The 12,037-nt window shown below is 56.8% G+C and carries 9 protein-coding genes and 1 tRNA gene; 7 read left to right on the top strand and 3 right to left on the bottom strand.

The window, feature by feature from the left end; translation table 11 throughout:
- Window positions 1-49: 49 nt before the first annotated feature.
- On the bottom strand, window positions 50-1,954 hold the full coding sequence (gene asnB / locus HER32_RS15525) for an asparagine synthase (glutamine-hydrolyzing) (protein WP_149070108.1): 1,905 nt from the start codon (window positions 1,952-1,954) through the stop codon (window positions 50-52).
- Window positions 1,955-2,082: 128 nt separating this feature from the next.
- Between asnB and HER32_RS15520 the strand changes: the two genes are divergently transcribed.
- On the top strand, window positions 2,083-2,613 hold the full coding sequence (locus HER32_RS15520) for an acyl-CoA-binding protein (protein WP_168682518.1): 531 nt from the start codon (window positions 2,083-2,085) through the stop codon (window positions 2,611-2,613).
- 72 nt (window positions 2,614-2,685) lie between these two features.
- Here the strand turns inward: HER32_RS15520 and HER32_RS15515 are convergent, their stop codons facing one another.
- Together HER32_RS15515 and HER32_RS15510 are read right to left on the bottom strand one after the other, a co-directional pair.
- Window positions 2,686-3,096, bottom strand: coding sequence for a sugar 3,4-ketoisomerase (locus HER32_RS15515; protein ID WP_168682517.1), 411 nt, complete (start codon window positions 3,094-3,096; stop codon window positions 2,686-2,688).
- 16 nt (window positions 3,097-3,112) lie between these two features.
- On the bottom strand, window positions 3,113-4,525 hold the full coding sequence (locus HER32_RS15510) for an FAD-binding oxidoreductase (protein ID WP_168682516.1): 1,413 nt from the start codon (window positions 4,523-4,525) through the stop codon (window positions 3,113-3,115).
- Window positions 4,526-4,538: 13 nt separating this feature from the next.
- Between HER32_RS15510 and HER32_RS15505 the strand changes: the two genes are divergently transcribed.
- From HER32_RS15505 to HER32_RS20450, 6 genes are all read left to right on the top strand, one after another.
- Entirely contained in the window at window positions 4,539-5,213 is a 675-nt protein-coding gene (locus HER32_RS15505) for a C40 family peptidase (protein ID WP_232066275.1), read from the top strand.
- 145 nt (window positions 5,214-5,358) lie between these two features.
- Window positions 5,359-8,859, top strand: a complete 3,501-nt coding sequence (locus tag HER32_RS15500; RefSeq protein ID WP_168682515.1) for a TonB-dependent receptor — start codon at window positions 5,359-5,361, stop codon at window positions 8,857-8,859.
- 141 nt (window positions 8,860-9,000) lie between these two features.
- Window positions 9,001-9,074: transfer RNA gene (locus tag HER32_RS15495), tRNA-Ala, on the top strand.
- Between the two features lie 195 nt (window positions 9,075-9,269).
- A complete protein-coding gene (locus HER32_RS15490; protein ID WP_168682514.1) occupies window positions 9,270-10,460 on the top strand; it encodes a proline dehydrogenase family protein in 1,191 nt (396 codons plus the stop codon).
- Between the two features lie 130 nt (window positions 10,461-10,590).
- Complete coding sequence (locus HER32_RS15485) at window positions 10,591-10,959, top strand: hypothetical protein (RefSeq protein WP_168682513.1); 369 nt, start codon at window positions 10,591-10,593, stop codon at window positions 10,957-10,959.
- Between the two features lie 174 nt (window positions 10,960-11,133).
- A complete protein-coding gene (locus HER32_RS20450) occupies window positions 11,134-11,943 on the top strand; it encodes a hypothetical protein (protein WP_373281605.1) in 810 nt (269 codons plus the stop codon).
- Window positions 11,944-12,037: the final 94 nt, after the last annotated feature.

Raw genomic sequence — 12,037 nt, 5'->3', positions numbered from 1 at the left:
AGAAAGGTCAAAAAAGCTGTGCTTATGATTTTATTACTTGGTTAGATGCCTACATCATCCACTTTTTCCACCACCACTGGAACACGATGAGCGCCCAGATGCGGGCATGCACGTCGCCGGGGCTACGGGAGAAAAGCTGGGTTTTAAGGGCGCGAATGGCCTCCACATCGAATACGCCCTGCGCTTCTACGAAGGCATCAGACAGCAGGTCGTCTTCGATTAGCGGACGCAGCTCGCCGCGGAACCACTTGAGCAGGGGCACTTCAAAACCGTGCTTGGGGCGCTTGTACAGCTCTTCCGGCAGCATGGGCCGGAAAGCATCCTGCACGATTTTCTTTTTCATGTTCGCGTCAATCTTGCTTGACACGGGCAAGGAAAAAGCAAAGCGCACGACGTTGGGGTCGAGGAAGGGCGGGCGCACCTCCAGGGAGTTGGCCATGCTCATCAGGTCTACCTTGGCCAGCATGTCGTAGGGCAGCACCATGGTGGTGTCCGTCAGCAGCACCTCGTTCAGGTCGCCATCGGCGTGCAGGCCTTCGAGCAAGTCCCGCCGGCGCTTCTCGGCCAGCTTCTTCCCGATTTTGCGGCGGGAAGCGGCGCTCAGTAAGCTACGCGCGTCCTTGGCTGAAGCAAACGACGCCCAGTCCCAGTACCGGTCTTTGGGCCCGCTGAGCATGCCGCGCGAGAAGCGCTGAAACTGGCGGATTTTATTGCCGAAAAAGGAATTGCGCGATTTGGGCAGCACGTCCCACAGCAGGTTCAGGCCCGTTACGGCCTCGGCCTTGAAGCCGCCCTGCCGCACCTGGAACTCACCCATGTGCTTGTTGTAGCCGGCAAACAGCTCGTCGGCCCCATCGCCGGAAAGGGCTACGGTTACTTTCTCCCGGGTGCGCTTGCTCAGGATGTACACGGCCAGCGCCGAGGAATCGGCAAACGGCTCATCGATGTAGTTGAGTACATCAAAGATGTGGTCGTACAGGTCCTGGTTGGTAAGCGAGAAAACCGTGTGGTTGGTTTTGTACCGGTCAGCTACCAGCTTGGCGTACTTCGTTTCGTCGAAGAACGGCTCGTCGCGGTAGCCAATGCTGAAGGTGTTCAGGTGCTGCGTATGCCGCGAAGCCAGGGCCACAATCACCGAGGAGTCGATGCCTCCACTCAGGAAAGCGCCCAGGGGCACGTCGGCCACGAGGCGGCGGGCCGTGGCGTCGTCGAGCAAATCAACGAGCTTGGCCTGCTGCTGCTCGTAACTCAGCTTGTTACGTTCGGCCTTTTTGGGGTCGTAGGGAATTTTGTACCAGCGCTTGCGCACCACCTTCTTCCCCTTCACATACATATAGTGCCCGGGCAAGAGCTTCTTCACTCCTTTGAAGATGGTAGCCGGGCCGGGAATGTAGTTGAGCTGCAGGTAGTGGTTAAGCGACACGTAGTCGAGCTTGCGCGGGATGCCCAAAGCCAGCAGCGACTTCATTTCCGAAGCAAACAGCAGCTTGTCTTCGTCGCGGTAAATCAGCAGGGGCTTCTCCCCCATCCGGTCGCGGGCCAGAAACAAAGAGTCTTCTTCTTTGTCGTAGATAGCAAAGTCGAAAAAGCCGTTGAGCTTCTTCAGAAAATTGCGGCCTTCGGCAATGTAAAGGTTCAGGACGACTTCCGTATCCGTCTGGGAATGGAAGCGGTGCCCGCGCTGCACCAGCTTCTGGCGCAGCTCCTTGAAGTTGAAGATTTCGCCGTTGAAAACAATGGTATAGCGCCCCGATTCGTCGGTCATGGGCTGGTTGCCGTCGGCGGTCAGGTCAAGAATGGCCAGGCGACGAAAGCCCAGCCCACAGCCTTCAAACGCGAAATGCCCCTGCGAATCGGGGCCACGGCTGACGATGGCGTCGGTAGAAGCACGAAGGGAGGCCAGCGAGCTGCGACCTGCCTCCGTGAAAGCGAATACTCCGGAGATTCCACACATAATTGGCGGGCAAAAGTACGAACTATTGGGACTTGGATGCCGAAAAGTACAGAACGGCGCTGCAACAAAAGCCAGCCGGGCGCAGTAAAGCAAGCAATCAACTTCCCTCACCCCGTTTTTTTAGCGCCATGGATTTGCAACAGCAGCTCGACCTTCAGCAACAATTTGAAGCCGCCGTATCGCGCGTAGACAGCCTGCCCAGTGATAAGGCAGGCCCCAACATGCACGAGCTGTATGGCCTCTACAAACAAGCTACCGAAGGTGACCACGACACCAAACGCGACGAGGTAGGCGACGATACTCCCGACAACCCCAATGGCCCCAAAGGTCTTTCGCAGGCCCAGTGGGATGCCTGGAGCAAGTTCAAGGGTGTAAGCCAAGACGACGCCCGCCGCCAGTACGTAGAAAAGGTAAATGAGTTGGCCGGCCCCGTTGGCGAGCAACCCACTATCATCACCGGCAACGGCCAGCCCGCTACCGCCTCGCAGGTAAACTCCGGTACTGGTGCTCCAGCCCCCAGCGCGAATGAGGCCTCGGCGCCAGGAGTAGCGAAAGCGCCCTTCGAAAATGAAGGCGGCTTGTCTGCCGGGGGCCTGCGCGGCGACATTAACGCCGGGGCTCCGTACGGGGGCGAAGACTTGCTCAAAACTCAGCAATAAGCTTCCAGAATAATCAAAAAAGGCCCGTCCGTTTGAAACGGACGGGCTTTTTCTAGTTTAGGCTGGACTTTCTCAAGTAGGCGCTTGCCAGACTTTCCGGAACGTGGCGTAGTCCCGGATGTAATCGGCTTCACTGTAGAGCTCCGAGGCAAACGTCAGTTGAATGGCCGTTTCGGAATAGTGCATGGAGTGCCAGTTGTTGGGTGGGATGTACAGGCCTACGTGTGGGCTGTCCAGCCGGAAGCTGAGCAGTTCCCCATCGGGCCGTTCTATCACAATCACGATTCGGCCGGCCAACGCCACCAGCACTTGTTCGGTTTTGTAGTGGGCGTGGCGGCCGCGTACAATTTCTTCGGGCGTGTGATAGGTCCAAAAAACCCGTTTTGGTACGAATGGCAGTAACTGTCCCTCTTCCGCCACCGAGATGTAGCCGATATCCGGAGCGCCCAGCTTAGGAAACTCAATAAGATGGGGCGTTAGCATCTGACCCGCCACGGGCTTAAAATATCTTCCCTGGGTTCATAATGCCGTGCGGGTCGAACACCCGCTTGATACCCCGCATAAGGTCGAGCTGTACCTCGCCAATGGCAATACCAATGTAGGGGCGCTGCACCAGCCCGATGCCGTGCTCCCCGGAAATGGTGCCACCCAGCTTTACGCACAGGCGGAAGATTTCCTTGATGGGCTCCTGCAGACCGTGGTTCCACATATCGTCGTCCAGGTCGCCGCGGATGATGTTGATGTGCAGGTTACCGTCGCCGGCGTGGCCGTAGCAAACCGAGTTGAAGCCGTAGCGGCTGCCGATTTCCTTGACGCCGGCCAGCAGCGTGGGCAGCTCGGCGCGGGGCACTACGGTATCTTCCTCCTTATACACGGAGTTGTAGCGCACGGCGTTGCCGATGTTGCGGCGGATTTTCCAGAGCTCTTCCTTCTGCCCGGCCGTGTCGGCCAGCAGAATTTCCCCGATGTCGTACTTTTCCAGCACGCTGTATACCTGCTCAGCCTCCTGGTAGAGCCGCTCTAGGTCGTTGCCGTCCAGCTCAATCAGCAGGTGGGCGCGAATATCTTCGGGCAGGTTCAGGGGAATATTCAGGTAGCCGGCCGACCACACAATGGCTTCGCGTTCCATAAACTCCATTCCCGAGGGCACAATGCCGGCGCGGAAGATTTCGGAAACGGCTTCGGCGGCTTGGGCCTCCTGGCGAAACGGCACCAGCAAGGTAATATCCTGCTGCGGGTGCGGAATCAGCCGGAACACGATGCGCGTGATAATGCCCAGCGTGCCTTCCGAGCCAATCATCAGTTGGGTGAGGTTGTAGCCCGTGGCATTTTTCAGCGTGTTGGCTCCCGTCCAGATGATGTCCCCGGTGGGCAGCACTACCTGCATATTCAGTACGTAGTCCTTGGTAACGCCGTATTTCACCGCTTTAGGGCCTCCGCTGCTTTCGCTCAGGTTGCCGCCCAGAAAGCAGCTGCCCTTGCTGGCCGGGTCGGGCGGGTACATCAGTCCCCGCTCCCGCACGGCGTCCTGAAACACCTGCGTAATTACCCCGGGCTCTACAGTGGCCTGCAGGTTGCGCTCGTCGATTTCGATGATGCGGTTCAGCCGTTCGGTGCTCAGAACCACGCCATTGTGGATGGGCAGCGCTCCGCCGCTCAGGCCCGTTCCGGCCCCGCGGGGTGTTACCGGAATGCGGTGCTCATGGCAAAGGCGCACAATTTCACTGATCTGCTCGGCGTTTTCGGGCCGGAGCACCACGCTGGGCTCAAAGTGAAAGTCTTCCGTGTGGTCGCGACCATAATCGGCGTAGGCAGCGGCCTCGGTGCGCTGCGCGGTCAGTACATGGGCCTCGCCTACTACCTGCTCAAAGGCTACCAGTAGGGCGGGCGTGATGGAAGAAAACTCAGACATTTTCCGGTTACGAATGAAGTCGCGTATCTTTGTGCCGATGCGGCACCACTCTGCTAAAGTACAGGTTTCGACCTATAGCCTCCGCTGGCTTTCTATTTTAGCGTGCATTTTTTTGGTGCTAGTGGCCAGCTGCAATACCACGCGCAAAGTAAACTACCGGGACGGGCGCTACCACTCCGCCCGCGAAATGGCCCGGATCAAAGCCGCTGAGCGCAGCCGCAAAGCGAAAACCGTGACTCGCAGTCCGGCTGGGCGCAGCAAGGTAGTGGTAAAGCGCTCCAGCAGCCCGGCCAGCGTCAGCCGCAGCCTAGCCACGGTTATCGAAACGGCCCGTTCCTACCAGGGCACACCTTATAAGTATGGGGGTACCACTCGCCTGGGCATGGACTGCTCGGGGCTGCTCTGCGCATCGTTCAACGCCATTGAAGTTCAGATTCCCCGCTCCTCCAACGAACAGGCCCTATGGGGTGACCCGGTGCGGCCCCAGGATTTACGCGCCGGGGATTTGGTATTTTTTGGAGCTTCTCCCGGTAGCACCACCATCACCCACGTGGGCCTCGTCACGGAAGCCTCAGCCGAAAGCATACAGTTCATTCATTCTTCTTCCTCGCAGGGCGTGGTCGAAAGCAGCTTAGAATCCGACTATTATCTCAGTCGGTTTATCAAAGCCGTGCGCCCTAAAATCTAAATTCCCCCTTACCTTTGCCGCTCGACAGTCGCGGCATTAAGGCCGGTTTAATGGTAATGATTTGGTAACTCCCGCTACGACCTCTCCCCGTAGTTTTGCCCCCGTTTTTTCAGAGTACCCTTTTCTTCCACCAATTTTCCCCTTTATGAAAAATTTAGGTTTACGCCACCTCTTTCTACTGCTGCTGACGGTCCTGTCAGCGCACGTGGGTTGGAGCCAAGGCACGACCACAGCAGCCATGAACGGTACAATTACCGACAAGGCCGGCTCGGGTTTGCCAGGTGCTACGGTTATTGCCGTGCACACTCCAACCAACACTCAGTACGTGGCTCCGACCAACTCGGAAGGCCGCTTTAACATCCAGAACATGCGGGTGGGTGGCCCCTACACGGTACGGGTAACCTTTATTGGCTACCAGGAAGCCGCCCGTGAAGGCATCTTCCTGACGCTGGGTCAGAACCAGCGCCTGGACATCAACCTCAGCGAGCAAACCCAGCAGCTGGCCGGTGTAACGGTAACCGGGCAGCAGAACCCCATCATCAACTCCGACCGCACGGGTGCCGCCACCACGGTACAGCGCGAGCAGATTGAGCGTCTGCCCACCATCAACCGTTCTCTGAGCGACTACACGCGTCTTACGCCCCAGTCGAACGGCAACAGCTTTGGTGGCCGCAGCAGCAGCTTCAACAACATCACAATTGATGGCGCCGTCTTCAACAACGCATTTGGTCTGCAGTCGACAGTAGGTAGCCAGGCCGGTGCCCAGCCAATTTCGCTGGACGCCATCGACCAGATCCAAGTGAGCATTGCGCCTTTCGACGTACGTCAGGGCTCGTTCACCGGCGCCGGGGTAAACGTAGTGACCCGCTCGGGCACCAACAAATTCTCGGGCTCGATCTACGGCTTCTACCGCAACCAGAAGCTGGTAGGCAGCAAAGTGGGTGACTTCGAACAAGACTACCCCAAGTTCGACCTGCAGAACCAAGGCTTCCGTGTGGGTGGCCCCATCATCAAAGACAAGCTGTTCTTCTTCGTGAACGGGGAGCGGGAGCGTCGTAACGACCCCCCAACCGGTAACTTCACGGCTAACCGCTCGGACACGCCTCCGCCCGCTGGCTCGCAGACCTCGCAGGCTTCGGCCAAGGACCTGGACGCCCTGCAGCGTTTCCTGCGCGAGCGTTACAACTTCAACGCTGGCGACTACGAGAACTATCAACTGCGCGCCAACAGCGACAAGATTACCGTGAAACTGGACTGGAACATCAGCCAGAATCACCGCTTCAACATCAAGTACAACTTCCTCAAGTCGTACGCCGATATCCCCCCAAGCACCTCGGGCGCCATTGCCGGCCAACGCTCCCAGTCGCAGTTTGGCCTGCCTTTCTCCTCGTCGTACTACACCATCAACAACAACCTGAACTCCTATATTGCGGAGTTGAACAGCACGTTGGGCGGGGGTAAGTACTCCAACAACCTGACGGCTGGCTACACGGCTTTCCGCGACTTCCGCGAAAGCAGCGGCGGCATCTTCCCGTTGGTAGACATTGGTACCCAGGTAGGCCTGAGCACGGGCGCTGGCCTGAACGGTATCACGGCCAACAACTCACTGACGTCGTTCGGTTACGAGCCTTTCTCAGCTAATAACATCCTGAACTCGGATGTATACCAGTTCGGCGACAACTTCACGGCTTACCTCGGCAAGCACAACGTGACGGTAGGTACTTATAACGAGTACTACAAGTTCAAGAACGGTTTCGCGCCGAACTACTACGGCAACTACAGCTTTAACTCACTGGAGGACTTCTACGCCTCGGCTGGCTACAGCTACGACCGTGCCGCCGGGACGTACAGCCCGCTGGATGCCTCGGCTACCCGCCCCGGCCCCGCCCGCTACAACCTGCAGTACTCGGCCTTGCCCGGCGGGGAATTCCCCTTCGCCTACATCGAAGCCATCCAGCTCGGTTTGTATGCCCAGGACGAATGGTCGCCCCTCACCAACTTGAAGGTAACGTACGGGGTACGTGCTGACTTGCCGTACCTGACTTCCGACCTGCCTCAGAACACGAATGTGGCGAACCTAACGTTCCGCGACGGCGTGAAAATCAACACGGGCTCTGTTCCGAAGAAAAGCGTACTGTTCTCGCCCCGCGTAGGCTTTAACTGGGACGTGAACGGCGACAGCAAAACCCAGCTGCGTGGTGGTACGGGTATCTTCACTGGCCGCGTGCCCTTCGTGTGGCTGTCGAACCAAGCCAGCAACAACGGCGTGCAGTTTGGCTCGTTTAGCACGGCTGGTTCGGTGCCTACCACGCGCCCTGATGGTTCGGTTAACCCCAACGCCTCCATCTACCCCTTCTCTGGGAATGTAGATGCCTACCGTCCGCAGAACGCAGTAGCTAACACGGCTTATAACCTAGCCGTAACCGCTAACGACTTCAAGTTCCCGCAGGTATGGCGTACGAACCTGGCTGTTGACCAAGAGTTGCCCGGTGGTATTATTGGTACTCTGGAAGCGTTCTACACCAAGGACCTCAACGCGGTGTATCACCAGAACGTGAACCTGCCCGGTAGCGAGAATGCGCCGTATGCTCGCGCCGCTGGTCCCGACAACCGCCCCATCTTCTACACTCTCGACCCCACGCGGACCGGCATTTACTCGCCTAGCCGCAACTTCCAGATTTACGGTCCCATCCCGGCAGCCCAGGGTGGCAATACGGCGGCCCGCCCCAACATCAGCGACGCCATCGTGATGAAGAATACCAACAAAGGTTATTCTTACGCTGTAACGGCCCAGCTGCAGAAGGCTTTCAGCAGCGGGTTGTTCCTGAGCGCCGCTTATACCTACTCAGATGCCCGTTCGGTAAACGACGGTGGCTCAATTGCCCAGTCGATCTGGCGTGACCGTTCCGTATCGGGTGACCCGAATGCCGAAGCGCTGAGCTACTCGCAGTTCCTGCAGTCGCATCGCGTAATTGGCTCCCTGGCTTACAAGAAGGAGTACATTGGCCACCTGGCTACTACCATCTCGGCCTTCTTCGAGTCAGCTCCGGCCGGCCGTTTCTCCTACGTGTACTCCGGCGACATGAACGGCGACAACCAAACGTCGAACGACCTGATGTACATTCCCCGCAACCAGAGCGAAATCGTGTTGCGTGACATCACGCTCACACCTGCCCAGGGCGGTGGTGTGTATTCGGCCGCCAACCAGTGGGCTGACCTGGATGCCTTCATCAGCCAGGACAAATACCTGAGCAAGCGTCGTGGTGAATATGCCGAGCGTAACGGTGCCGTTCGCCCCTGGCAGACCCGCATCGACCTGCGCTTGTTGCAGGATCTGTTCACGGACCTGGGTGAGAACCGCAATACTCTGCAGTTGAGCATCGATATCTTCAACGTGGGTAACCTGCTCAACAACCAATGGGGCATTTTCCAGACGGCTAATCGCGTGAACCCACTCACGTTCTCGGGCTACACGCCCCAGGGTCAGCCCGCGTTCCAGTTCACGTATTTCACCAACCCTTCGCTCAATTCCACCACGAGCACGGTTAATTCGGCCGTTCCGCTTTCCAGAACGTTCCGCAATGATACCGGTACTCTCAATTCGCGTTGGCAGGGTCAGATTGGCTTGCGCTACATCTTCAACTAAGCCAGCGGTTTAGTTCTTTTCAGAGAAGGCGGGAAATATTTCCCGCCTTCTTTTTTTGAAAAAAATACGCCTGTAGCTTGCAGGTTCAGATTTCGGCTGTACTTTTGTCCCACCAAACGCAACCGGCGGCTGGACTTATTAGGGGGATTAGCTCAGCTGGCTAGAGCGCTTGCATGGCATGCAAGAGGTCATCGGTTCGACTCCGATATTCTCCACTTCCTAAAAGACCACTCCGAAACGAGTGGTCTTTTTTTGTTTTAAACGCGACCGTAGGATAAGCGCAACCCGTGTAAGGCGGGGCAAAACATGCGCCGGTGCACTTGGTTGTTCAAGCCAACGAGAATGGTTTAGCGCCTATCTTTGTTGCCAGCAGCGTAGACCACCCGCCCTCGCTTAATTCCACTTCCTGCATGCCCACCACCCAAGCCCCTCCGGTTTCCTTCGACGACACGGCTGTTGCCTTTGCCTCTAAATCAGATGGCGACCTACGCAAGATGTACGCCCTCTTCGCGGCCATGAATAACAACCTGCTGGTGAAAACCGGCGGGGGGCTGATGAAAACCGCTCTTAAGTGGAGCCTGCCCGGCAGCAAGTTCTTAATCAAGCATTCCATTTTTGAGCAGTTCTGCGGCGGCGAAACCATCCGGGAATGCCTGCCCGTCATTCAGGAACTTGGCCGTTATCACATCGGCACCATCCTCGACTACTCAGTAGAGGGCGAGGGGGACGAGAAAAGCTTCGACCGGACCCGGGACGAGATTCTGGCCACCATTGAGTTGGCCCACCGCTCCGAGCATATTCCTTTCTCCGTTTTTAAAGTTACGGGCGTAGCCGACAGCAGTCTGCTGGAAAAAGTGCAGGCCGGCCAGACGCTCACGGCCAGCGAGAAAGCCCGATACGAGCGGGCGCAGGCCCGCGTTGACGCTATTTGCGCCCAGGCCCACCGCTATGGGGTCCGGGTTTTTGTGGATGCGGAGGAAAGCTGGTTCCAAGCCACTATAGATGACCTGGCATATACTATGATGGCTCGTTATAATAAAGAGTCGGCCATTGTGTGGAATACCTACCAGCTGTACCGACACGACCGGCTGGAAGCCATTCGGCAGGCCCACGCCGCTGCCGTTGCGGGTGGTTACTTTCTGGGTGGCAAGCTGGTGCGGGGAGCCTATATGGAAAAGGAAGCCCGCGTAGCAACTCAGCGCGGCTATGCCAACCCCATTAATCCCACTAAAAACGCTACCGACGCCCTCTACGATGAGGCCCTCCGCTACTGCGTGCAGCATGCCGAGCGCATCAGCCTGTGCGCTGGTACGCACAACGAGGCCAGTTCTCTGCTGCTAACAAAACTAATGCAAGAGCACGGCCTGCAGCCCGACGACCAGCGGGTATGGTTTGCCCAGCTGTATGGCATGAGCGACAACCTCACTTACAACTTGGCTAATGCCGGGTATAACACCGCCAAATATGTCCCCTATGGCCCTGTAGAGGCCGTAATGCCCTACCTGCTCCGGCGGGCCGACGAGAATACGGCCATTTCCGGGCAGAGCAGCCGCGAGTTCCTGCTAATTCAGAAGGAAATGACGCGGCGGAAGCAGAAGTAGGCTGGATGGGGCCCCTGAAAATTTTCTAGCACTGAATTTGCCGCTGGAGTAGCTATTGGCTGCTACAGCGGCTTTTTTTTGTACTTTCCGCATCTGATTCCCTCCTTACTTCCCTTTTTCTCTTCATTGTATGACCGGCCGAGTTCGTAGCCACTTAATTAAGTTTGCCCGCACCCAAGTAGGCACCACCAGTTATCTGAATTTGGTACAAGAAGCTGAACTGGGGTTCAATCTGGATATATCTCACGAAAAATCCCGTCTGAACGAGATATTAGCTGAAATTTCGGAAAGCGAATTTGCTGCGGGCCGTCCCTTGCTGAGCTGCTTGGTAAAGGTAAAAGGGTCAAAGGGCCAGGGCGACCAGTTCTTCAAGCTTTGTGAGCGGTTGGGTTTTGGCGAGTGGCGTACTCTCAAACAGGATGAACTGTTTCTGGTGAATCTGCGCCAGCAGTGCCGGGAATTTTGGCAGAACGATGCAAACTATCAAGCGTTTGCCTGATGAGTATAGTAGATAACATATATTGATATTCTAATATAATTTAGGCATTTTCTGATGTCAGGTGTAACCCCTTGTTGAGGTCGGCCGTTAAGTTACTCGAATCCCACGTTGAGATTCGCCAGCGCTTAGGTGCTGGTTCTCATCCCATTCAAGTACTCTTAACTCCCACTACCAATGAATACCAACGAATCAAACAACCCACAGAATACTGGTACCGGTTCAGGCGCTAACTATGGTTCCGGCTCGGCCGGCACCGGCTACGGCACGGGTGCAAATACAACTTCGAGCGGCAACATGGGTAACTCGTCCACGGGTTCCGGTGCTTCCGGCGATGATTATAGCGCTACCGCTAAAGGCGCTGCTGTAGCAGGCACTGCCGGTGCTGTAGTAGGCCGTGGCATTGACGCCGTACAGAACGCTACCGACGAAGCAGCACACGCTGTAACTGGCCAGCCTTATCAGAATACTTCGGGCCCTCGCGTACTGACGTCTACTTTCCGTGACCGTGACAGCGCTGAGCGTGCTTATAGCTCCCTTTCTTCGCGTGGTTACTCGAAAGACGACGTAAACCTGCTGATGTCCGACGATACTCGTAAGCGTCATTTCGGTGACAACACTCCCGATACCGACCTGGGTGATAAAGCCATGGAAGGTGCCGGTGTAGGCTCGGCCATTGGTGGAACTGCAGGTGCCGTAATTGGTGCTATTGCCGCCATCGGAACCTCGGTTGCTCTGCCCGGCCTGGGCTTGGTAATTGCTGGTCCTATTGCAGCAGCTTTGGCTGGTGCTGGTGCCGGCGGCCTCACGGGTGGCCTGGTAGGTGCACTGGTTGGCTCGGGTATCCCGGAAGAGCGTGCTGCTGAGTACGAGTCTGATATTAAGAATGGTGGTATCGTGATGGGCGTAAAACCCCGCAACGAAGAAGATGCTCGCTACTTTGAGAGCGAGTTCCGCCGCCACAACGGTGACCGTATCAACTATTAGTAGTTGAGCGACCTTCTAAAAACCGCCCCTCTTCTGCAGAGAAGAGGGGCGGTTTTTTTGTTGTCTCTTTTCGCAGCTCTACGCAACATCTACT

The sequence above is a fragment of the Hymenobacter sp. BT18 genome, assembly GCF_012273015.1.
Lineage (GTDB): Bacteria > Bacteroidota > Bacteroidia > Cytophagales > Hymenobacteraceae > Hymenobacter > Hymenobacter lutimineralis.
Note: the sequence above shows the minus strand (reverse complement) of the source record. Positions and strands in the feature narration are given on the sequence as shown.